Annotated in this window: 21 protein-coding genes and 1 rRNA gene; 17 read left to right on the top strand and 5 right to left on the bottom strand. The window is 64.3% G+C overall.

Translation table 11 applies throughout. The features are described 5' to 3' along the window. Window positions 1-27 precede the first annotated feature (27 nt). From lspA to QWY80_RS08240, 8 genes are all read left to right on the top strand, one after another. Window positions 28-516 carry a signal peptidase II gene (gene lspA / locus QWY80_RS08275; protein ID WP_290230307.1) on the top strand — a complete coding sequence of 163 codons (489 nt, stop codon included), beginning with the start codon at window positions 28-30 and terminating at the stop codon, window positions 514-516. A gap of 148 nt (window positions 517-664) precedes the next feature. Continuing rightward, on the top strand, window positions 665-1,117 hold the full coding sequence (gene fkpB, locus QWY80_RS08270) for an FKBP-type peptidyl-prolyl cis-trans isomerase (protein ID WP_290230306.1): 453 nt from the start codon (window positions 665-667) through the stop codon (window positions 1,115-1,117). Between the two features lie 265 nt (window positions 1,118-1,382). After that, the gene (gene ispH, locus QWY80_RS08265; protein WP_290230305.1) at window positions 1,383-2,336 is read left to right on the top strand and encodes a 4-hydroxy-3-methylbut-2-enyl diphosphate reductase; all 954 of its coding nucleotides are present in this window, start codon (window positions 1,383-1,385) and stop codon (window positions 2,334-2,336) included. Window positions 2,337-2,511: 175 nt separating this feature from the next. Next, on the top strand, window positions 2,512-2,952 hold the full coding sequence (locus QWY80_RS08260; protein WP_290230304.1) for a type IV pilin protein: 441 nt from the start codon (window positions 2,512-2,514) through the stop codon (window positions 2,950-2,952). After that, on the top strand, window positions 2,933-3,436 hold the full coding sequence (locus tag QWY80_RS08255; RefSeq protein WP_290230303.1) for a GspH/FimT family pseudopilin: 504 nt from the start codon (window positions 2,933-2,935) through the stop codon (window positions 3,434-3,436). The genes QWY80_RS08260 and QWY80_RS08255 overlap by 20 nt, the downstream gene beginning before the upstream one ends. Further along, a complete protein-coding gene (gene pilV / locus QWY80_RS08250) occupies window positions 3,423-3,866 on the top strand; it encodes a type IV pilus modification protein PilV (protein WP_290230302.1) in 444 nt (147 codons plus the stop codon). The genes QWY80_RS08255 and pilV overlap by 14 nt, the downstream gene beginning before the upstream one ends. A gap of 2 nt (window positions 3,867-3,868) precedes the next feature. Continuing rightward, window positions 3,869-4,435 (top strand): PilW family protein, encoded by a 567-nt coding sequence (locus tag QWY80_RS08245; RefSeq protein ID WP_290230301.1) that lies wholly within the window; start codon window positions 3,869-3,871, stop codon window positions 4,433-4,435. Beyond that, on the top strand, window positions 4,432-5,676 hold the full coding sequence (locus QWY80_RS08240) for a pilus assembly PilX family protein (protein WP_290230300.1): 1,245 nt from the start codon (window positions 4,432-4,434) through the stop codon (window positions 5,674-5,676). The genes QWY80_RS08245 and QWY80_RS08240 overlap by 4 nt, the downstream gene beginning before the upstream one ends. Before the next feature lies 1 nt (window position 5,677). Here the strand turns inward: QWY80_RS08240 and QWY80_RS08235 are convergent, their stop codons facing one another. Continuing rightward, a complete protein-coding gene (locus QWY80_RS08235; RefSeq protein WP_290230299.1) occupies window positions 5,678-6,214 on the bottom strand; it encodes a GspH/FimT family pseudopilin in 537 nt (178 codons plus the stop codon). A gap of 135 nt (window positions 6,215-6,349) precedes the next feature. Beyond that, the gene (locus tag QWY80_RS08230; RefSeq protein ID WP_290230298.1) at window positions 6,350-6,619 is read right to left on the bottom strand and encodes a PP0621 family protein; all 270 of its coding nucleotides are present in this window, start codon (window positions 6,617-6,619) and stop codon (window positions 6,350-6,352) included. A 96-nt stretch (window positions 6,620-6,715) separates the two neighbouring features. Between QWY80_RS08230 and QWY80_RS08225 the strand changes: the two genes are divergently transcribed. Continuing rightward, a complete protein-coding gene (locus QWY80_RS08225) occupies window positions 6,716-8,347 on the top strand; it encodes an NAD+ synthase (protein WP_290230297.1) in 1,632 nt (543 codons plus the stop codon). 221 nt (window positions 8,348-8,568) lie between these two features. Here the strand turns inward: QWY80_RS08225 and QWY80_RS08220 are convergent, their stop codons facing one another. Beyond that, window positions 8,569-9,456: an outer membrane protein assembly factor BamD gene (locus QWY80_RS08220; RefSeq protein ID WP_290230296.1), complete on the bottom strand. Its 888-nt coding sequence runs from the start codon at window positions 9,454-9,456 to the stop codon at window positions 8,569-8,571. A 140-nt stretch (window positions 9,457-9,596) separates the two neighbouring features. Between QWY80_RS08220 and rluD the strand changes: the two genes are divergently transcribed. The 3 genes from rluD to clpB all read left to right on the top strand — a co-directional run bounded on the left by rluD (window position 9,597) and on the right by clpB (window position 14,022). Then, window positions 9,597-10,556: a 23S rRNA pseudouridine(1911/1915/1917) synthase RluD gene (gene rluD, locus QWY80_RS08215; protein ID WP_290230295.1), complete on the top strand. Its 960-nt coding sequence runs from the start codon at window positions 9,597-9,599 to the stop codon at window positions 10,554-10,556. A gap of 10 nt (window positions 10,557-10,566) precedes the next feature. Beyond that, on the top strand, window positions 10,567-11,322 hold the full coding sequence (gene pgeF, locus QWY80_RS08210; RefSeq protein WP_290230294.1) for a peptidoglycan editing factor PgeF: 756 nt from the start codon (window positions 10,567-10,569) through the stop codon (window positions 11,320-11,322). A 114-nt stretch (window positions 11,323-11,436) separates the two neighbouring features. After that, window positions 11,437-14,022, top strand: coding sequence for an ATP-dependent chaperone ClpB (gene clpB / locus QWY80_RS08205; protein ID WP_290230293.1), 2,586 nt, complete (start codon window positions 11,437-11,439; stop codon window positions 14,020-14,022). A 226-nt stretch (window positions 14,023-14,248) separates the two neighbouring features. Here clpB and QWY80_RS08200 read toward each other — a convergent pair whose 3' ends face one another. After that, the gene (locus QWY80_RS08200; RefSeq protein WP_290230291.1) at window positions 14,249-15,625 is read right to left on the bottom strand and encodes a sugar porter family MFS transporter; all 1,377 of its coding nucleotides are present in this window, start codon (window positions 15,623-15,625) and stop codon (window positions 14,249-14,251) included. A gap of 562 nt (window positions 15,626-16,187) precedes the next feature. Between QWY80_RS08200 and QWY80_RS08195 the strand changes: the two genes are divergently transcribed. Further along, window positions 16,188-17,912 carry an acetolactate synthase 3 large subunit gene (locus tag QWY80_RS08195; RefSeq protein WP_290230290.1) on the top strand — a complete coding sequence of 575 codons (1,725 nt, stop codon included), beginning with the start codon at window positions 16,188-16,190 and terminating at the stop codon, window positions 17,910-17,912. Then, window positions 17,912-18,403, top strand: a complete 492-nt coding sequence (gene ilvN / locus QWY80_RS08190) for an acetolactate synthase small subunit (protein ID WP_290230289.1) — start codon at window positions 17,912-17,914, stop codon at window positions 18,401-18,403. Before QWY80_RS08195 ends, ilvN begins: the two co-directional genes overlap by 1 nt. A 73-nt stretch (window positions 18,404-18,476) precedes the next feature. On the opposite strand, the gene ilvY is transcribed toward ilvN, so the two are convergent. Then, a complete protein-coding gene (gene ilvY, locus QWY80_RS08185) occupies window positions 18,477-19,364 on the bottom strand; it encodes an HTH-type transcriptional activator IlvY (RefSeq protein ID WP_290230288.1) in 888 nt (295 codons plus the stop codon). 175 nt (window positions 19,365-19,539) lie between these two features. Between ilvY and ilvC the strand changes: the two genes are divergently transcribed. The 3 genes from ilvC to QWY80_RS08170 form a co-directional block, all read left to right on the top strand. Beyond that, window positions 19,540-20,556, top strand: coding sequence for a ketol-acid reductoisomerase (ilvC, locus tag QWY80_RS08180; RefSeq protein WP_290230287.1), 1,017 nt, complete (start codon window positions 19,540-19,542; stop codon window positions 20,554-20,556). A gap of 139 nt (window positions 20,557-20,695) precedes the next feature. Continuing rightward, window positions 20,696-21,577 (top strand): CDP-diacylglycerol--serine O-phosphatidyltransferase, encoded by an 882-nt coding sequence (gene pssA, locus QWY80_RS08175; protein WP_290230286.1) that lies wholly within the window; start codon window positions 20,696-20,698, stop codon window positions 21,575-21,577. A gap of 715 nt (window positions 21,578-22,292) precedes the next feature. After that, window positions 22,293-22,484 (top strand): 16S ribosomal RNA (locus QWY80_RS08170); the annotation flags it as partial.

Genomic DNA, 22,484 nt, shown 5'->3' with positions numbered 1-22,484 from the left:
GAGTCGGGCGGTGCCCCGGTGCCGCCCATGCAACGCCCGCTGCGCTGGCTGTGGCTGGCGCTGGCGGTCATCGTCGTGGACCTGGGCACCAAGTACCTGGCCAGCGGACTGCTCGACTACGCCCAGCCGGTGGCGGTGCTGCCGTTCTTCGACCTGACCCTGTTGCACAACACCGGTGCCGCCTTCAGCTTCCTGGCCGACCATCCCGGCTGGCAGCGCTGGCTGTTCGCCGCCATCGCGGTGGGCGCCAGCATCGGCCTGACGGTCTGGATGCGCCGCCTCAAGGCCGACGAGACCCTGCTGGCGGCATCGCTGGCGCTGATCATCGGCGGGGCGCTCGGCAACCTCTACGACCGCCTGGTGCACGGCTATGTGGTGGACTTCCTCTCCTTCCATGTGGCCGGCTGGTACTATCCGGCCTTCAACGTCGCCGACATCGGCATCACCCTGGGGGCCATCGGCCTGATCTGGGAGTCGGTGTTCGGCGAGAAGCGCCGCGCCCGCAAGCGCAACTGACAGCCTCCGCGGCACAAGCGACATTGTAGGAGGGTACGGTTCGACGCTTCGACTCCGCTGCGCGACTGGCGCCGTCAGGCGCCCGGCGGGGCCACCAGACCCGAGCCATTGGCGAATCCTTGACTACCCACACCGAGTCCGAGACATCATGAGCGACCAGCAATACCGCATCGACGAGGGCATGGAAGTGACCCTGCACTTCACCCTCAAGCTGGAAGACGGCACCGTGGTGGACTCCACCCGCGACAAGGCCCCGGCCACCTTCCAGGTGGGCGACGGCAACCTGCCGCCCGGCTTCGAGCACCCCATCAAGGGGCTCACCGCCGGCGAGAGCGGCAGCTACGAGATCACCCCCGAGCACGCCTTCGGCCAGCACAACCCGCAGAACATCCAGCGCCTCAAGCGCGACGACTTCGACGAGGAGTCGCTGGAGGTGGGCACGGTGATGTCCTTCGCCGACCCCGGCGGCGGCGAGCTGCCCGGCGTGATCAGCGCCATCGAGGGCAAACAGGTCGAGGTGGACTTCAACCATCCGCTCGCGGGGCGTACCCTGACCTTCGAGGTGGAAGTGCTGGACGTGAAGCCCGCCACCACCCATTGAGGCGACAAGGCTATTGTAGGAGGGCAGCTCCGCTGCGCGACTGGCGCCGCAGGCGCCCCGGCCGTCGCTGCCGGCGCATGCCACCATGCTTGGAGGGCAGCTCCGCTGCGCGACTGGTGCTGCAGGCGCCCGGCTGTCGTCGCTGCCGGCGTATGCCACCATGGTAGGAGGGCAGCTTCGCTGCGCGATTGGCGCCGCAGGCGCCCCGGCGGTCTCCACCCAACGTATCAACAGGCAGATGCCAGAGCATCAAGGCAAGGCAACCATGCAAATCAAGCTGGCCAACCCCCGCGGCTTCTGCGCCGGCGTCGACCGCGCCATCGAGATCGTCAACCGGGCGCTCGACGTCTTCGGCCCGCCGATCTACGTGCGCCACGAGGTGGTCCACAACCGCTTCGTGGTGGACAGCCTGCGCGAGCGTGGCGCCATCTTCGTCGAGGAGCTCCACGAGGTCCCCGACGACGTCATCGTCATCTTCTCCGCCCACGGCGTCTCCCGCGCCGTGCAGCAGGAGGCCGAGCGCCGTGGCCTGCGGGTGTTCGATGCCACCTGCCCGCTGGTCACCAAGGTGCACATGGAGGTGCTGCGCTACGCCCGGCGCGGCGAGGAGTGCATCCTGATCGGCCACGAGGGGCACCCCGAGGTGGAGGGCACCATGGGGCGCTACGACACCTCCCACGGCGGCGCCATCTACCTGGTGGAGGACGAGCAGGACGTGGCGGCGCTGGAGGTGAAGGACCCCGGCCGGCTGGCCTTCGTCACCCAGACCACGCTGTCCATGGACGACACCGCCCGGGTGATCGACGCCCTGCGCGACAAGTTCCCCGAGATCCAGGGACCGCGCAAGGACGACATCTGCTATGCCACCCAGAACCGCCAGGACGCCGTGCGCGAACTGGCCGCCGGCAGCGACCTGCTGCTGGTGGTGGGCAGCCCCAACAGCTCCAACTCCAACCGCCTGCGCGAGCTCTCCGAGCGCGTCGGCACCCCGGCCTACCTGATCGACAGCGCCGAGCAGATCGACCCCGCCTGGCTCGACGGTGTCTCCGCGGTCGGCGTCACCGCCGGGGCCAGCGCCCCCGAGGTGCTGGTGCAGGGCGTCATCGAGCGACTCAAGGCATTGGGCGCCCACACCCCCCAGGAACTGGACGGCCGCGCCGAGACCATCACCTTCTCCATGCCCCGCGAGCTGCGTGAACGGGTCATCGCCAGCGGCTGAGCCTGCTACACTGCCTTGGTATGTTACCGCCGCTTACACGGTGGGCCAGGAGCCAGCGACGGACCAGGCAGGGAAGCCGGGCAGACGCCCGGCTTTTTTCGTTGGTGACCTAGCGGGAACCCAGGCCCTGATACATACTGAAACCGTTCGTAACCAAACCACGGAGAAGCGCCGCGTGACCGAACCGAGCACTCGACGCAGGCCAAGGGCCACCCCAGGCAGCACCCGGCGATCCGCCGGCTTCACGCTCATCGAACTGATGATTGCGGTAGCTGTTGTCGCGATCCTGGCAGCCATCGCCTATCCCAGCTACACGCGTTACGTCCAGGAAGCGCGGCGGACGGATGCTATGTCGGCATTGACCAATATCGCCGGTCAACTGGAACGTTGCTACACGGTGTCGAGCGACTATACGGATGATGGCAGTGGCAATGCCTGTGTGTCCTTTTCAGTTACTTCTGAAGAAGGTTTTTATGAGATCACGGCACCGACGCTGACGACCTCGACCTATACACTTCAGGCGGCACCTCAAGGCGCACAGTCCACTGATGCCTGTGGCAACTTTACTCTGAATCATCAGGGAGTGAGGGGGGCCGGTGGAACCGACTGCTGGTAAGACGAAAAAGGACTCGGGCTTTACGCTGATTGAGCTGCTGGTGACGTTAGCAGTAGCGGTAATCCTGGCGACTGTGGCGGTGCCGAATTTTCAAGGCCTTATCGCACGCAACCAACTGGTGGCGGATCACAACGAAATATTGACCGGACTCAACTATGCGAGAAGTGAAGCGGTCAAACAGCGTGATGCCGTTACGGCAGTGCTGGCTTCGGATGCCGACGGAGCAGGCTGGACGCTCGAAGTCTGGGATGGAGATGGCTCAAGCGTGGTGAATTGCCCTGCGGATATCCAGTGCCTGAGGGTGAGAGATGAAAGCGGTTCACCGGTGAACATATCGACGACTAGTGATGGCAAGGTAACTTTCAATAGCTTAGGACGTTTGTCCGGATCATCGACTGTCCAGTTTGACCTGTCTCATGGAGAGGGAAATCAAGAATCCATATGTATCGGCTTAGCTGGGAGGGTCGGCAGTGACTGCGGATAAGCGCCATATTGGCTTCAGAGCCAGGAAGCGAGAAAAAGGATTCACCCTTCTAGAGGTGCTGGTGGCTGTTCTGGTGCTGGCCTTTGGGGCGATTACCATAACGGCTTTACAATTCAAGTCAATGAAAAGTTCCCATGTGTCATATCAAAGATCTATGGCGACGGTAGCTGGTCAGGACATGATTGAGAGGCTATGGGTAGAAATGGCAACTAATCCTCCCGATTGCCCAAGCGGTGCAGGGCTGGATGGAGTTGTTGACTCTTGGCATCAGCAATGGGAACAGTTTCTACCCTCTTTAGACAAGGCTGGTGCAGTGGCTCGTACCGGGTGTAAGTACGTGATCACCGTCGGATGGGTGGATGAAAGGTTTAAAGACGAGGTGGTTTCAGAGCTGGTTTATGAGACTGACCTGATCGGTGAGGTGCCTTAACTATGATGGCGGGAACTAGAGGGGCTTGGTGTCGTGCGACTTATTATGGGCACCGGCATAGTGGGTTTTCTCTTGTAGAGCTGATGGTGGCTCTTCTTATTGGCTTGATTGTTACTTTAGGTGCATTTCAGATCTTTTTTTCCGGAAAACAATCCTTTGGGCAAATTTCGTCCTTGAGTGAAAGGCAGGAGACACTCAGATTTATCGTGGACTCCCTTTCTTATGATATCAGAAGTGCCGAGTCTTTCAGTATCGCGGCGGATCAGGAAAGCCTTATCATGCATCATGTCGATCGGCCAGGAAACTCAATGTGCCCATCTGATGCCGATTATTCGGTGGAGTATTATGAAGATGGTGGCTCCATTTACTTGAATCCAAGTTGCTCAACCGCAGATGCCTTGGTGATCGGGGTCGGCTCAATCGGATTTTCATACATGGCGGGGAACTATGGAGTCTTGGTTTCCGTGACCTTGGTGGATGATGATGGTCGTCTAAAAGATGAAGAGGTCAAGTTTATGGTGGCGAATCGCTCCAGAGTGAGCGAAGTGATTGAATTCGGAGGTTCATGATCATGAGGACGAGGCAGAGTGGTGCGGCTCTCATAATGAGCATGGTGGTATTGGTAGTGGCCATTATGCTGGGGTTGTCAGGGGTTAGTGCAGCCCTCTTCGAAGAGAGAATGACGGGGAACTATCGACTTTTTTCGAGTGCACTACAGGCATCTGAAGTTGGCGTCAAGGATATGATAGGGTTCGTAAGGGATAATTATGGGCCAAGCAGTCCACCCAATTGTTCCGTTAATGGAACCATTCTGGATGATCCTGATAGTGTGAGCTATTCCAGTTCGGGTGGCCTTGATAGAGATTATAATACCAAGTTGGTTTGTGAAGATGGGGAGGTGGTTGGGTACAGCCTTGGGCGGGTCTATCGTGATGCCGAAACGCTATCGGCTAGAGAAATCCGGGTCGTGTTGATACCGCCCGGTGAGAATGAGATAGAAGGGATGTTGGCAGATGGGAATATAACCATGAATGGTAATTCGACCATCGTGGGTAATGTGCATGCCAATGCTGATGTTGACATAAAGCAATTGACCGATTCAACAGTGGGGAGCATTACCGCTAGTGGCCAAGTAACGACGAACGATAAAGATGTAGAGTATTCAGAAAATGGAGAGTGTTCTACTGTTATCTGTGCATCCTCAGGCGCTGCCACCATGAGTGTCCCTTCAGCTGCTGAGGTTATCGTTCAGGAGATGAATGATCTTGGTTACTCAGGTAGTGACCTTCCTGGGGTTGATGCTTCAGCATTAGATGCTGGGCCATCAAACTCCACGACCTACCAGGTTCTTGCTGTTGATGCTGGTGGTGAATGCTCGCTAGACCTCTCAGGAGATCAGTCCTATTCTACGGCGGATGGCTGGGAAAGTAAAAGGTTTTACTGTCCTGGGGTTCTCAATCTTTCTGGAAGCTTCAATGGGGCGGTCATAATGGCCAGTGGGGATATAATTCATGGAGGAAGCTCGAATCTCGGTGATCCTGACTCCGATGGCACTGGTGAAGTCGATACCTATATCGTGTCAGGGGGTGATATAATTCTTAATGGTAGCGATGATTCCTATGCCGCTTACCATGCCGATGGAGATATTACTCAAAATGGTGAGTCAAAGATCTATGGCTCGATTGTTTCTGGAGGGTCAATAACTAGGAATGGTGGAATTGATTTCGAGGCGTTGAGTAGCGGTTTTATAATGGTTCCGGTAGCTGGCTTTATTGATCGGTGGTATGAGCTGGAAAGTCCAAGTGCATGAGTCAGCATGAAGTTGATCCTTTAACCTCAACCCTTCCAAGGTTGTTCAGCACGATATTGGTTGTATTCTGCTCTTTCGCGCAAAGGTTGAATGTCCCATTATACCCCTGCGACCTACCCAGTGCGGAGAACCGCACTGGGCGGTCGTCCCTGTTGAAGCTGACGGCGACCTCGTCTGAAGCCTCCAACACACGCAGCACAGTATCTCCCGCCAGGCTGCCTCCGCTTGCCTCCCCCTCCACGATCACCCAGTCATGGTCCCAGTCATCGAAGGTGCAGTGGGTATAGGGCGGCCCTGGGCTGGCGCACACCGAGATGGTGGCGCGCCGCATCACGGCGGTATTCCTGGCCAGTGCCAGCGCCGTCTTGATCCGCATCACCTCGGCGGCGACCTGGTTGCGCGCCGTGAACTGCTGGAAGCCGGGAATGGCCCAAGTGACCGTAATGGCCAGCACGGCGATGGCGACGATCAGCTCGATCAGCGTCAGGCCGGAGTGTAGGCGGCAACCGCCTCGGGCCCGAGGAGAGACGGGGTGCATGAGGCCTCCCGGAGCGAGACTCCTTGTGCATGGGTGGTTCTTTCACCCTAGCCAAGCCTCGTCTGGGCCCTGTCAGCCTTCTCCTACGGGTCGTGTGCGCCGATGCTGCCTTGAATATTAGCGCTCGATGAAGCGCTATTGCTCGTCCCCGCCCTGCTCCTGCAGGTAGCGGTCGCGGTGGGCGCTGGAGCAGAACCACTCGCCCCGGTCGCGCAGGGCCTCGCTCTCCGGCACGTGCACCTTGCACCAGGTGCAGCGCACCATCTGGTCGTCGCCCGCCGCCTCGTCGTCGCTCTCCAGCAGCTCCTCGCGGTCAAGCTTCCATTCGCGGTACATGCGGTAGAGCTTGATGCCGGCGACGAGCAGCACGGCGAAGATGATCAGGCGGATCAGCAAGAGGTTCATCCAGTAGACTCCCTGGTGGGGTGGTCGGCTTTGCCAGTCGGCCGCCCTTGCGGGACAATGAGGGTATACATCGATTCTCGAGAGATTTCTACGCCCATGCAAGACCTGACGCTGGTGATGGCTCAACTGGACCCGCTGGTCGGGGACATTCCCGGCAACACCGACCGCGCCATCGAGGCGGTGCGCGAGGCACGCATCGAGCATGGTGCCGACATCGTGGTGCTGCCCGAGCTGTTCCTGACCGGCTATCCCCCGGAAGACCTGCTGCTGCGGCCCTCCATGGAGACGCGATTACGCGATGCCCGCACCCGCATGGCCGAGAAGGTCGTGCGCGACGTGCTGGTGATCGTGGGGTATCCCGGTCGTCGTGAGGGCGAGACCTGGAACCTGGCCGGTGCCCTCTACGATGGCGAGTGGCTGGGGGAGTATGCCAAGCAGGCGCTGCCCAACTATGAGGTGTTCGACGAGCAGCGCTATTTCGCCGTGGGCAGCCAGCCGCTGGTGCTGGACCACAAGGGCATGAAGCTGGGGGTGCTGATCTGCGAGGACATCTGGGAGGCCGGGCCGGCGCAGCAGGCGCGGGAAGCGGGCGCCCAGGTGCTGGTCACCCTCAACGCCTCGCCCTTCCACCAGGACAAGCCCTCCGAGCGCCTGCGCCTGCTGGAGGAGCGGGCCGCCGCGGTCGAGCGACCCATCGTCTACGTCAACCAGATCGGTGGCCAGGATGAGCTGGTGTTCGACGGCGGTTCCGCCTGTGTGGACGCGCAGGGCGAACTCAAGGTGCAGGCTCCCCACTGGGCGGTGGGGTTGATGCCGGTGCAGTTCGTCGAGCAACAGGGCCGCTGGGTGCCCCAGGCCGGCGAAACCGAGCCCGAGGTGGAGCCGGAGGAGAACCTCTACTGCGCCCTGGTCACCGGCCTGCGCGACTACGTCAACAAGAGCGGCTTCGAGGGCGTGGTGCTGGGGCTCTCCGGGGGGATCGACTCGGCGCTGTCGCTGGCCATCGCCGTGGATGCCTTGGGCCCGCAGCGGGTGCAGGCGGTGATGATGCCCTACCACTACACCGCGGACATCTCCCGGCAGGACGCCGCGGAGCAGGCACGCATGCTGGGGGTGCACTACGAGGTCATGCCCATCGAGCCCATGGTGGAGGCCTTCATGGACACCCTGGCCGAGTCCTTCGAGGGCACCCGGCGCGATACCACCGAGGAGAACCTGCAGTCGCGCTGCCGCGGCGTGCTGCTGATGGCGATCTCCAACAAGAAGGGCCTGATGGTGCTGACCACCGGCAACAAGAGCGAGATGGCGGTGGGCTACGCCACCCTCTACGGCGACATGGTGGGCGGCTACAACGCCATCAAGGACGTCTACAAGACCTGGGTCTACCGCCTGGCACGCTGGCGCAACACCCAGTCGCCGGCGATCCCCGAGCGGGTGATCGAGCGGCCGCCCTCCGCGGAGCTGGCCCCGGACCAGCAGGACAGCGACTCGCTGCCGGGCTACGACGTGCTCGACGCCATCCTGGTGCGTTATATCGAGGGCGACATGAGCGCCGAGGCGATCATCGAGGCGGGCTTCGAGCGCGAGGACGTCTACCAGGTGGTCAAGCTGGTGGACCGCTGCGAGTACAAGCGCCGCCAGGCGCCGGTGGGCGTTCGCGTGACCCGCCGCGGCTTCGGTCGCGACCGCCGCTATCCCATCGTCAACGGCTGGCAGCCGGGGGAGTGACGATAGCGCCAATCGCGTGGATAGGAGGGCAGCTCCGCTGCGCGACTGGAGGCCGAAGGTCTCCTCATGGACGTCGACACCGCCGGGCGCCTGTCGGCGCCAATCGCGCAACAAGTTGCCCTCCTACAATGCGACGTAACGCTGATTGGCTATGATCCAAAAACCGGTGCTGCTCCTGGCAGCGCCGGTTTTTTCATCCTGGCGGTAACGTTGGGCCTGGCTCAGGCCGAGATCGATTCGCCATCGACGTGCTTGGGCTCGAAGGTGCGGCCGCGCAGCCGGTCGTGGTCCGGGGCGTTGTCGATCAGCACCTGCAGCACCTCGCGGGCGCGGTCGCGCATCTCCAGGCCCAGGTAGCCCTCCACCATCACCGCCAGGGCGTCGCGGGTCGCCTCGCTCTCCGGATAGTTCTCCACCACCCAGCGGCCACGCTCCACCGCGGCCAGGTAGGCGCCACGGCGCAGGTAGTAGTCGGCCACGTGCAGCTCGTGGCGCGACAGCAGGTTGCGCAGGTAGACGATGCGCTGTCGGGCATCCGGGGCGTACTGGCTGTTGGGGTAGAGGCGCACCAGCTCGCTGAAGTCGGTGTAGGCCTCGCGGGAGGCGCCCAGGTCACGCTTGGAGATGTCGATCAGCTTGAGGCGCTCGAGGCTGAAGCGGCCGGCCTGCCAGGCGGCCAGCCCGCGCATGTAGAGCGCGTAGTCGGCCTGCGGGTGGCTGGGGTGCAGGCGGATGAAACGGTTGGCGGCGGCGCGGGTGGCCTCCCAGTCGTCGGTCTCGTAATAGGCGTAGATCAGTTCCAGCTGGGCCTGCTCGGCGTGATTGCCGAACGGGTAGCGGGTGTCCAGGGCCTCGAGCCGGCTGATGGCAGAGGTGAAGTTGCGGCGCTCCAGGGCATCGCGCGCCTCCTCGTAGAGCTCGCGTTCGCTGGTGCCGGCGAACTCGTCATCCTCCTCCTGCACCGGCTGGGAGGGGCCGGCATCCTCGGGGAAGACGCCGCTATTGCGAGGGTCGTCGGAGGAGTCGCCGCCAAAGATGGAGCAGCCCGCCAGCAGGCCGGTGGCCAGCAACAGGGCCGCGAGACGGGCAGTGGGGGTGGAAACGCGCATCGTGATCCTCGTGGCAAACAACGCGGACTGGCCGTGGTAGAATCGGCCGCAAACCCGCTCACTATAAAGCACTGCGCGGCAAAACGCAGTCATTGGCGGCGCCCCGACCTCGACACCCGCAAACGGCCAACCCCACGTCCATGTCCCAGACCCTGGAAGCACAGCAACGCGTTCCCGACGCCATGGCCGGCCACCGCCTGGACCAGGCGGCGGCCGAACTTTTCGCCGATTACTCGCGGGAGCGGATCAAGGCCTGGATCAAGGCCGGCGACCTGACCCTGGACGGCCGCACGGCCAAGCCCAAGGACAAGGTCTACGGCGGCGAGCGGCTCAGCCTGTCTACCCAGATCGAGGATGACACCCGCTTCGAGCCGGAGGACATCCCGCTGGCGGTGGTGTTCGAGGACGACGAGGTGCTGGTGATCGACAAGCCGGCGGGCCTGGTGGTTCATCCGGCGGCCGGCAACCCGGACGGCACCCTGCTCAACGCCCTGCTGCATCACTGCCCGGAACTGGCCGGCGTGCCGCGGGCGGGCATCGTCCACCGCCTGGACAAGGACACCAGCGGGCTGATGGTGGTGGCCAAGACCCTGGCCGCCCAGACGGCCCTGGTGGAGCAGCTGCAGGCCCGCACGGTATCGCGGGAGTACGATGCCGTGGCGGTGGGGGTGATGACCGCCGGTGGCACGGTGGAGGCGTCCATCGGTCGTCATCCCAAGGATCGCAAGCGCCAGGCGGTGACCGCCTCGGGCAAGCCGGCGGTGACCCACTATCGGGTGGTCGAGCGCTTCCGGGCCCATACCCATGTGCGCTGCCGGCTGGAGACCGGGCGTACCCACCAGATCCGCGTGCACCTGGCGCATCTGCGCTATCCCCTGGTGGGCGATCCGGTCTATGGTGGCCGGCTGAAGCTGCCCGCCGGTGCCTCGGAGCCGCTCAAGGAGATCCTGCGCGAGCTCCCGCGCCAGGCGCTGCACGCCCGCAAGCTGGCCTTCGTGCATCCGGTCAGCGGCGCGATGCTGACCTTCCGTGCCCCCCTGCCGGATGACCTGCTGATGCTGCTCGACTACCTGCGCGACGACCACCAGACCATGCGCTAAGGAAACCGCGATGAGCGACGCCCCCGACCTGCGCCCGACCCTGATCCTGCCCGACTGGCCGGCCCCCACCTCCGTGGGGGCCTTCGTCACCACCCGCGAAACGGGCCCCAGCCAGGGCGACTTCGCCTGCTTCAATCCCGCCGAGCATGTGGGTGACAACCCGGACCACGTGGCGCTGTGTCGCCGGCTGCTGCAGAAACAGGTGAACGAGGCGCGCCCCTTGCTGTGGCTCGACCAAGTGCATGGCGCCCGGGTGCAACGAGCCTATGCGGAGACGCCGCCGGAAGCCGACGCCGCGGTGGCCTTCGACCGCGACTATGCCTGCGTGGTGCTCACCGCCGACTGCCTGCCGGTGTTCCTCTGCGACCGCCGCGGCACCCGGGTGGCGGTGGCCCACGCCGGTTGGCGCGGCCTGGCCGGTGGCGTGCTCGAGGCCACGGTGGCCGCCCTGGGCGTGCCGCCGGAAGAACAGCTGGCCTGGCTGGGGCCAGCGATCTCCAACGCCCAGTTCGAGGTCGGTCCCGAGGTGCAGCAGGCCTTCGTCGGCGTGCATCCGGAGGCCACCGAGGCCTTCGACCCCAGCCCCTACCGCCTCGGCCACTTCATGGCCGATCTCTACCGCCTGGCGCGCCTGCGCCTGGAACGGCTGGGGGTCTCGCACATCAGCGGCGGCCACTTCTGCACCGCCTGCGAATCGCGCTTCTACTCCCACCGCCGCGATGACGGCAAGACCGGCCGCATGGCCAGCGTGATCTGGATCAGATAAGCGATGCGGTCGACTTGAAACCCCACCCGCCCGACTCCATTGAGGTTGTCAAGACTCATTGACAGGGCCAAGCGGGGCGTCCGACCGCCTCGCCACCCCGATGGAGGAAAGCGCATGCGTTTCGACAAGTTCACCGCCAAGCTGCAGAACGCCGTGGCGGATGCCCAGTCGCTGGCCGTGGGCCGCGGCCACAATCAACTGGAGCCCGGCCACCTGCTGCTGGCGCTGCTGGACGCCCGCGACACCGGCGTCAAGGCGCTGGTGCAGAAGGCCGGCGGCGATGCCGCGCGACTGCGCGACGGCCTGGTGGGGCACCTCGACGACCTGCCCAAGGTCGCCAATTTCGATGGCGAGGTGCAGCCCTCCCGCGACCTGATCAAGCTGTTCAACCTCACCGACCGCGAGGCCCAGAAGCGCGGCGACCAGTACATCGCCAGCGAGCTGGTGCTGCTGGCCGCGCTGGAGATGGGCCATGCGGTGACCAAGCTGCTGACCCGGGCCGGGGTCACCCGCAAGGCGCTGGAGACCGCCGTCGACGGCGTGCGCGGTGGCGAGAAGGTCGACGACCCCAATGCCGAGGACCAGCGCGAGGCGCTGGAGAAGTACACCCTGGACCTCAACGAGCGGGCGGCCAGCGGCAAGATCGACCCGGTGATCGGCCGCGACGACGAGATCCGCCGCACCATCCAGGTGCTGCAGCGGCGCACCAAGAACAACCCGGTGCTGATCGGCGAGCCCGGCGTGGGCAAGACCGCCATCGTCGAGGGCCTGGCCCAGCGCATCGTCGACGGCGAGGTGCCGGAAGGGCTTAAGGACAAGCGCGTGTTGTCGCTGGACATGGGCGCGCTGCTGGCCGGGGCCAAGTTCCGCGGCGAGTTCGAGGAGCGTCTCAAGGCGGTGCTCAAGGAGCTGGCCCAGGAGGAGGGCCGGGTGATCCTGTTCATCGACGAGCTGCACACCATGGTCGGCGCCGGCAAGGCCGAGGGCTCCATGGATGCCGGCAACATGCTCAAGCCGGCGCTGGCTCGCGGCGAGCTGCACTGTGTGGGTGCCACCACCCTCGACGAGTACCGCAAGTACATCGAGAAGGATGCCGCCCTGGAGCGCCGCTTCCAGAAGGTGCTGGTGGACGAGCCCAGCGAGGAGGATACCGTGGCGATCCTGCGCGGCCTCAAGGAGCGCTACGAGGTGCACCACGGCGTGGACATCACCGACGGCGCGATCATCGCCGCGGCCAAGCTGTCGACCCGCTACATCACCGACCGCCAGCTGCCCGACAAGGCGATCGACCTGATCGACGAGGCCTCCTCGCGTATCCGCATGGAGCTCGATTCCAAGCCCGAGGAGATGGACCGCCTCGACCGCCGGCTGATCCAGCTGAAGATGGAGCGTGAGCACCTCAAGAAGGAGACCGACGAGGCCTCGAAGAAGCGCCTCGAGAGCCTGGAGGAGCAGATCGGCGAGCTCGAGCGCGAGTACGCCGACCTCGACGAGATCTGGAAGGCCGAGAAGGCCAGCATCCAGGGCGCCGCCCAGTTCAAGGACGAGCTCGACCGGGCGCGCATCGACCTGGAGCAGGCGCGTCGCCAGGGCGACCTGGCGCGGATGTCCGAGATCCAGTACGGGGTGATCCCCGAGCTCGAGAAGAAGATCGCCGAGAGCGCCGAGGCCGAGGCCGATACCTCCAGGCACCAGCTGCTGCGCTCCAACGTCACCGAGGAGGAGATCGCCGAGGTGGTCTCGCGCTGGACCGGTATCCCCGTGGCCAAGATGCTCGAGGGCGAGCGCGACAAGCTGCTGCGCATGGAGGCGGCGCTGCACGAGCGGGTGATCGGCCAGGACGAGGCGGTCACCGCCGTGGCCAACGCGGTGCGGCGTTCCCGGGCGGGACTGGCCGACCCCAACCGGCCTAACGGCTCCTTCCTGTTCCTGGGCCCCACCGGGGTGGGCAAGACCGAACTGTGCAAGTCGCTGGCCAACTTCCTCTTCGATACCGAGGAGGCGATGGTGCGCATCGACATGTCGGAGTTCATGGAGAAACACTCCGTGGCGCGGCTGATCGGCGCGCCCCCCGGCTACGTCGGCTACGAGGAGGGCGGCTACCTGACCGAGGCGGTGCGCCGCAAGCCCTACTCGGTGCTGCTGCTCGACGAGGTGGAGAAGGCCCATGCGGATGTCTTCAATATCCTGCTGCAGGTGCTGGAGGACGGCCGGCTGACCGACGGCCAGGGGCGCACCGTGGACTTTCGCAACACGGTGATCGTGATGACCTCCAACATGGGTTCGGACATCATCCAGCGCCTGGGCGGCGATGACAGCGACTACGCCGAGATGAAGGAGATGGTGATGGCGGTGGTCGGCGACCACTTCCGCCCGGAGCTGATCAACCGCATCGACGAGGTGGTGGTCTTCCATGCCCTGAACCAGGATCAGATCCAGGCCATCGCCGAGATCCAGCTCGACCGCCTGCGCGCGCGGCTCGCCGAGCACGACCTGTCGCTCGAGGTCAGCGACGAGGCCCTGGCCCAGCTCGCCGTGGCGGGCTTCGATCCGGTGTTCGGTGCCCGACCGCTCAAGCGGGCGATCCAGAGCCGCATCGAGAACCCCCTGGCCCAGGACCTGCTGGGCGGCAAGTTCTCGCCCGGCGACGTGATCCGCGTGGAGGCCGAGGAGGGCCACCTGGTGTTCCGCCGCCGGTGAGCCGGTGCTCGCCGCACAGGCCAGGCGAGGCGTGGCCTGCGACCTCGCATCCTCGGATGATGCGTCTACACTGAGAGTCAGGTTGCGTCCTGTAACCCACTTGCCCGCCCGGTGTCTTACCCGGCGGGCTCTTTTTGGATGGCCGGTCAGGTGTTGCGTGCCGTGCCCGACGCAACACGCAAGCAGCCCCGGGCGTGTCGCCCGGGGCCGGGGGAGGGGGCGGCCGTCAGGCTTTGGCCCGGGCGCCGGACAGGTGGACGCGACGCAGCTTGACATCGTCGCCGACCAGGCGCTTCTGCAGCTCCTCGAGGGAGACGTTCTTGGTCTCGGGCATGAGGAACATCACGAATATCAGTTGCAGCAGCATCATCACCGCGAAGAAGGCGAAGACCGGACCGCCGCTGAAGGTGCCCAGTACCCAGGGCATGACCAGGGTGATCAGGGCCGCGAAGATCCAGTGGATCGAGCTGCCGAAGGACTGGCCGCGGGCGCGCACGTGGTTGGGGAATACCTCCGAGATGAACACCCAGATGACGGCACCCTGGCTGATGGCGTGGGCCGCGATGAACAGCGCCAGCAGCAGCGGCACCTCGATCCCTCCCAGGGCATCGCCGAAGAAGGCCCGGGAGATCAGCACCAGCGAGACCAGGTAGCCCGCGGAGCCGATGTAGAGGAGGGTACGCCGTCCCAGCTTGTCGATCAGCGACATGCCGAGCATGGTGAACACCAGGTTGACCACGCCGATGCCGGCGGTGGACAGCAGCGCCGCCTGGCTGCCGAGCTCGGCGGCCTCGAGTACGCGGGGCGCGTAGTAGATGATGAAGTTGATGCCGGAGAGCTGGTTGAAGAAGGCGATCAGGAAGGCCAGCAGGATCGGCAGCCGATAGCGACGCGAGAAGAAGCGCGCGTGGGCGTTGCGCTCCTCGTCCTCGGCGGCGCGGATGGCGGCGATCTCCGCGTCGACGTCGGCCGCGGGGTTGATCAGGCGCAGCACGCGGGAGGCTTCCGCGACGTCGTTGCGCTTGAGGATCAGCCAGCGCGGGCTGCGCGGTACCCGAGTGATCATCAGGGTGTAGAGCAGGGCGGGCACGGCCTCGATACCCAGCATCCAGCGCCAGGCGTCTTCGGTGATCAGGCTGCCGATGACGTAGTTCGAGATGAAGGCCATCAGGATGCCGAAGACGATGTTGAACTGATACATGGCGACCAGGAAGCCGCGATACTTCGGCGGGGCGATCTCGGAAATGTAGGTGGGGGCGGCCACCGAGGAGATGCCCACGCCGATGCCACCGATCAGGCGAAAGGCGGCGAACAGCACCGGGTCGGAGACCACTGCGGAGCCGATGGCGGACACCAGGTAGAGGACGCCGATCAACAGCAGGGTGGTGCGGCGCCCCAGGTGGTCGGTGGGCCAGTTGCCGAAGATGGCGCCGATGACGGTGCCCCACAGCGCCATCGACATGATCAGCAGGCCGTGCTGGAGGTCGCTGAGGCCCCAGAGTGCCTGGATGGGCTTGTCGGCGCCGGAGATCACGGCGGTGTCGAAGCCGAACAGGAAGCCGGCGAGGGCCACGGTGATCGACCATTGCAGGATTCGCGACATTGTCGTTGTCCTCCTGTGGGAGTTCTTGTGTTAAGTGAATCGATTCATCTGATGGGTGTTCGATCCAGCCGATGAGGTTCGGTGTCAGCGTTGTTAGGTGAATCGTGTCACCATGGCGCAGCATTACAGCAGCTATCGGCGCGGAGTGCGAATTCCGGGCATTAGACCTTGGTATGAGGCAGGGGCCGAGCCCCGCGTGCCATCTGCCCGGCGGAGGCGAAGACAAGGCTGTCGGTTGACACTTTTGCCTCGCTAATGGAATCTTGGCGTTTCCTGATTGCGGGCGCGGACCTCTGCGGGCAATCCCCCACTCCCGCGCGAAGGGTAGGCCGTCTGGCCTCTACCCGCCGAAGGACTGCCGAACCCGGGTCAACCACCCGGGTCGGCCAACGCCCCGACGCGGCGATCCGCCGTGATGAGAGTGCAGGCCCCAACAGGGCCCTTTAGCCAGGGTTTGGCATCAGGTGCCGGCGTGTCCGGCAGCGGCATACCGCCGCACTCGACCCCGTGTCCCATACCGGTGACGCGGATCGCACTCGAGACCTCCAGGGGAGAAAAACACGTGGAATTGCTTTCCGGCGCGGATATGATCGCCCGCTTCCTCCAGGATGAGGGCGTCGAATACATCTATGGCTATCCCGGCGGGGCGGCGCTGCACATCTATGACGCCCTGTTTCGCCAGGACAAGGTCAAGCACATCCTGGTGCGCCATGAACAGGCCGCGACCCATGCCGCCGATGGCTATGCGCGAGCCTCCGGCAAGCCCGGCACGGTACTGGTGACCTCGGGTCCCGGCGCCACCAACGCCGTCACCGGCATCGCCACCGCCTACATGGACTCGATCCCGATGGTGGTGCTGTGCGGCCAGGTGATGAGCCACCTGATCGGCGACGACGCCTTCCAGGAAACCGACATCATCGGCGTGACCCGCCCGATCGTGAAGCACAGCTTCTCGATCAAGCACCCGACCGAGATTCCGGAAGTCCTCAAGAAGGCCTTCTACCTGGCGTCCACCGGGCGTCCCGGCCCGGTGGTAGTGGACATTCCCAAGGACATGACCGCGCCCACCGAACGCTACGAGTACGTCTACCCGAAGAGGGTCAAGATGCGCTCGTACAACCCGGTCACCCGTGGCCACACCGGCCAGATCAAGAAGGCCGTGGAGCTGATGCTCAAGGCCAAGCGCCCGGTGTTCTACACCGGCGGCGGTGTGGTCACCGGCCGGGCCAGCGAGGGACTGACCGACCTGGTCAAGCGCCTCGGCTTCCCCATAACCACCACCCTGATGGGCATCGGGTCCTACCCGCAGAGCGACCGCCAGTGCCTGGGCTGGCTGGGCATGCACGGCTCCTATGAGTCGAACATGGCCATGCACCATGCCGACCTGATCGTCGCCATCGGCGCACGCTTCGACGATCGCGTCACCAACAACACCTCCAAGTTCTGTCCCACGGCCAAGATCGTCCATGTGGACATCGACCCCAGCTCGGTCTCCAAGACCATACGTGCCGACGTGCCCATCGTGGGGCCGGCCGGCAGCGTGATCAGCGAGATGATCAGCCTGGTGCAGGGCAAGGAGATCGCCCATCCCGAGGCCCTGGCCGAGTGGTGGCAGAAGATCGACGGCTGGCGCGAGGAGCGCAGCGGCAAGCTCTACGAGCCGTCCAGGCCCGGCGAGGCGATCAAGCCCCAGGAGGTGATCGAGGCGCTGTGCCGGGTGACCCGCGGCGAGGCCTACGTGACCACCGACGTGGGCCAGCACCAGATGTTCGCGGCCCAGTACTACAAGTTCGACAAGCCCAACCGCTTCATCACCTCCGGTGGGCTGGGCACCATGGGCTTCGGCTTTCCGGCCGCCATGGGCATCAAGCAGCACTTCCCCGACGAGCAGGTGATCTGCGTGACCGGGGAGGGCAGCTTCCAGATGATGATGCAGGAGCTGTCGACCTGTAAGCAGTTCGGTGGCGGCGTGAAGATCGTCAACCTGAACAACGCCTCCCTGGGCATGGTGCGCCAGTGGCAGGATCTCAACTACAAGTCGCGCCACGCGCACTCCTACATGGAGTCGCTGCCCGACTTCCAGAAACTGATCGAGTCGTATGGCTTCACCGCGCTGAAGGTCGAGACCCTCGAGGAGCTCGAGCCGGCACTGGAACGGACCTTTGCCGACAAGGACGAGCTGATCTTCCTCGATGTTCTCGTCGACCCGCACGAGCACGTCTATCCGATGCAGGTGCCCCTGGGCTCCATGCGTGACATGCTGCTTTCCAAGACGGAGCGGACCTGATGCGCCATATCATCTCGATTCTGATGGAAAACGAACCGGGCGCCCTGTCTCGCGTGGTGGGGCTCTTCTCGCAGCGCAACTTCAACATCGAGACGCTGAACGTGGCGCCCACGGAGGACGAGACCCTGTCGCGCCTGACGGTGACCACCGTCGGGGATGACCGGGTGATCGAGCAGATCACCAAGCACCTCAACAAGCTGATCGACGTGGTCAAGCTGGTGGACCTCACCGAGGGCAACCATATCGAGCGCGAGCTGATGCTGGTGAAGGTCAAGGCGCTGGGCGCGGCCCGCGACGAGGTGAAGCGCACCGTGGACATCTTCCGCGCGCAGATCGTCGACGTGACGCCGAGCCTCTACACGGTGCAGATCACCGGCGACGCCCCCAAGCTGGATGCCTTCCTGCAGGCCATGGAGCCGGTAGGGGTGCTCGAGGTGGCGCGCACCGGGGTGTCGGGGATCGCCCGCGGCGACAAGGTCCTGTCCCTTTGATTTACTACTGCCTTGTCGTTGAAGCAAGAGGCCGCCCTTCGGGGCGGCCTCTTGCTTCCAGCGCCGGCGGTCATCACCTCTCCGCCACCTCGTCCCAGAGCGCGCGGATCAGCGGACTCTTCAGGCGCCGCTCCAGCACGCACAGGCCGACGTCGTAGTGGGGTAGTTCGGGCTTCACCGGCAGGATCCGCACGCGCTCGCGCAGCGGGCTGTTGTCGAGCACGATCTTCGGCACCACGCCGATGCCGAACCCCAGCCCCACCATGCTGACGATGGCTTCGTGCCCGGCCACCTGGGCATAGATCCTGGGCGGTACGCCGAGTGCACGGAACCAGGTGTCGGCGTAGCTGCGCGACAGGCCGGCCTCGGAGAGGATCATCGGCACCTCGCGCCACTGGGGGGCGCTGGGCGACTCCGGAGTGGTGGGGATCCAGTCGGTCTCCTCGCGTGGGGCGATGAACACCAGGGGGGCCCGGGTCAGCGACTTGAAGGCCAGGGCCTCGGGGACCTGGCGCGGGCGTGGCGTGATCGCCATGTCCTCGTCACCGGCCAGCACCCGCGCCATGGCCTCGGCGGGGTCGCCGGTGTGCAGCTTGAGCTCGATGCCCGGGTGGCGGCTGCGGAACTCGCTGAGCAGCTCGTAGAGGAAGCTGTAGCTGGCAGTGACCGAGCAGTAGATGCTGATCTCGCCGGTGAGCCGTTCGGCCTCGCTCATCAGCGACTGGCGCAGCTGCTCCCACTGCTCCAGGGCCTCCCGGGCATAGCGCTGGAAGGTTTCTCCCTGGCGGGTCAGGGCCACGTGACGATTGTCCCGCTCGAAGAGGGCGACGCCCAGGTTCGCCTCCAGCTGGCGGATCGAGCGTGAGAGGGTCGAGGGGCTGACGTGGCAGGCCTCGCTGGCGCGCCCGAAATGCAGGCTGTCGGCCAGGGCGAGGAAATGTCTGAGGGGGCGCATGTCCATGTCGATGATTATTGCACATCCCGGCATATGACGTTGCAAATATCGCGTTTTACGCAACGGGAGGCCTGGCGTATGGTGTCGTCATCGAATGCCGCGATCCCAGCCTCGCGCCAGACGGGGCGGGTGGCCATCGACGCTGACACGACACCATCACCAACCTTTCCAGGAGCACCTCATGCGCGTCTATTACGACAAGGACTGCGACCTCTCCCTCATCCAGGGCAAGCAGGTCACCATCGTGGGCTACGGTTCCCAGGGCCACGCCCATGCCAACAACCTGAAGGAGTCCGGCGTCGACGTCACCGTGGCGCTGCGTGCCGGCTCCGGTTCCGCCGCCAAGGCCGAGGCCGCCGGCCTCAAGGTCGCCTCGGTCGAGGAAGCCTGCCAGAGCGCCGACGTGGTGATGATCCTGGCTCCGGACGAGAACCAGAAGGCCATCTACGAGAACCAGATCGAGCCCAACCTGAAGCAGGGTGCGACCCTGGCCTTCGCCCACGGCTTCAACATCCACTACAACCAGGTCGAGCCGCGTGCCGACCTGGACGTGATCATGATCGCCCCCAAGGCGCCGGGTCACACCGTGCGCTCCGAGTTCGTGCGCGGCGGCGGCATCCCCGACCTGATCGCCATCCAGCAGGACGCCACCGGCACCGCCAAGGAGCTGGCGCTCTCCTATGCCGCGGCCATCGGCGGCGGTCGCAGCGGGATCATCGAGACCACCTTCAAGGACGAGACCGAGACCGACCTGTTCGGCGAGCAGACCGTGCTGTGCGGCGGCGCCGTGGAACTGGTCAAGGCCGGTTTCGAGACCCTGACCGAGGCCGGCTATGCCCCGGAGATGGCCTACTTCGAGTGCCTCCACGAGCTCAAGCTGATCGTCGACCTGATGTACGAGGGCGGCATCGCCAACATGAACTACTCCATCTCCAATAACGCGGAGTATGGCGAGTACGTGACCGGCCCCGAGGTGATCAATGAGCAGTCTCGCGAGGCGATGCGCAACGCCCTGAAGCGCATCCAGACCGGCGAGTACGCCAAGATGTTCATCCAGGAAGGCAACACCAACTATCCTTCCATGACCGCGCGTCGCCGTCTCAATGCCGAGCACCCGATCGAGCAGGTCGGCGAGAAGCTGCGCGCCATGATGCCGTGGATCGCCGCCAACCAGCTGGTCGACAAGAGCAAGAACTGATCCCTTTCCGGGATGCAGGATGACGGCCGAGGGCGCGGATTTCCGCGCCCTCGGCTTTCGTGCTTCTGCTCCCTGCCTTTTCGCACCCCGGCCAGCGTGCAAGAATGGCCCCATTCCTTCATGGCAACGGACGAGACGTATGAGTCAGGACCCCCGCAACAATGCGCATGACGCTTCGCGGCAGGCCGACGAACCCGACGACGACTCGGCGCAGGAAGGGCCGGCGAAGGGCGAGGAGGATCTGGCCGCGGCCTTTCTCCGCGAGACGGAGGTGATCGAGGAGTCCGTGGAAGACGGCAGGAAGGTGAGGCGCAAGGGCATCTACCTGTTGCCCAACCTCTTCACCACCTCGGCGCTGTTCGCCGGCTTCTTCGCCGTGGTGGCGGGTATCAACGGCGACTTCACCGCCGCTTCCGTGGCCATCTTCATCGCCATGGTGCTCGACGGCCTGGACGGCCGGGTGGCACGCATGACCAATACCCAGAGCGCCTTCGGGGCCGAGTACGACAGCCTCTCCGACATGCTCTCCTTCGGGGTGGCGCCGGCACTGGTGGCCTTCACCTGGATCCTGCAGGACATCGGCAAGACCGGCTGGGTGGTGGCCTTCCTCTTCGTGGCCTGTGCCGCCCTGCGCCTGGCGCGCTTCAATGTGCAGATCGGCAGCGTCGACAAGAAGTGGTTCATCGGCCTGCCCAGCCCCTCCGCCGCGGCTCTGGTGGCCGCCAGCGTGTGGACCTTCCACAGCTTCGATGCCGAGGCCTTCGGCTTCAAGTTGCTGATGTTGATCATCGTCGCGGCCGCGGGCGTGTTGATGGTCAGCAATATCCGCTACTACAGCTTCAAGGAGATCGATCTCAAGGGGCCGGTGCCCTTCGTGGTGCTGTTGGCCATCGTGCTGGGCTTCGTGGTGATCTCCGTCGAGCCATCGGTGATGCTGCTGCTGCTGTTCGGTACCTATGTCGCCTCGGGCCCGGTGATGGCCGTGACGCGCAAGCTCCGGCGCCGCCCGCCCGCCGGCTGAAGTGCTCTCCCATGCTTCGTCAACGCCCGCCTCGTGCGGGCGTTGTCGTCTGCAGTGGATGGGGCGATTCATCCACAGCCGTGCTTTGCCGAGCGGTTGTAGATAGGCTGGCGGGCGTCCTGGAGTCACGCCGTCGCCATCGCTCCGAGACTTTTTCCCGAAAGGGCTTGCGAGGCCCCGGGGAAATCCGTAAAGTACGCATCCGCTGCCGGCGACGGGCCACGTTGCCAGCGGTGGAGGATGGCAGAAGTGCTTGTTATGTCTGAGGTTTTTCGGAAGGTGTCGAAAGGGCTCGGTTGACAGGCGCGGCGGATTCGGTAGAATGCGCCCCACTCGCTACAGAGAGCCGCTGAGGGCTCTATCGGCGGTCGCTGAGGCGGCGAGTCGGGTCAACGGCAAGGGTCTTTCGAGACGCGTCGCCACGCGGAAAGAACGCGGTTGACAGCCGGCGCCGATCACGTAGAATACGCCTTCCTCGCAGGGCGCCGGCGAGGTCGCTTCGGCGGCACGACGGCCAGCGAGACGCTCTTTAACAATCGATCAGGTAATTCATGTGGGCGCTTGTCGATGGGTCGGTGATCACGTCACACGAACCATCAAGGCAAGCGACTCGTCAAAGACTTTCGGGTCTTTTTGAGAACGTTTGACCCTTGAGCCAAGTTTGGTCCGCTTCTTGTTGCTTTTCGGAGCGACGGGGTAAGGACTATATGATCTTAAACTGAAGAGTTTGATCATGGCTCAGATTGAACGCTGGCGGCAGGCCTAACACATGCAAGTCGAGCGGAAACGACGGGAGCTTGCTTCCGGGCGTCGAGCGGCGGACGGGTGAGTAAGGCATAGGAATCTGCCCGGTAGTGGGGGATAACCTGGGGAAACTCAGGCTAATACCGCATACGTCCTACGGGAG

Origin of the sequence: Halomonas ramblicola (assembly GCF_030409215.1) — a bacterium.
Lineage (GTDB): Bacteria > Pseudomonadota > Gammaproteobacteria > Pseudomonadales > Halomonadaceae > Halomonas > Halomonas ramblicola.
Note: the sequence above shows the minus strand (reverse complement) of the source record. Positions and strands in the feature narration are given on the sequence as shown.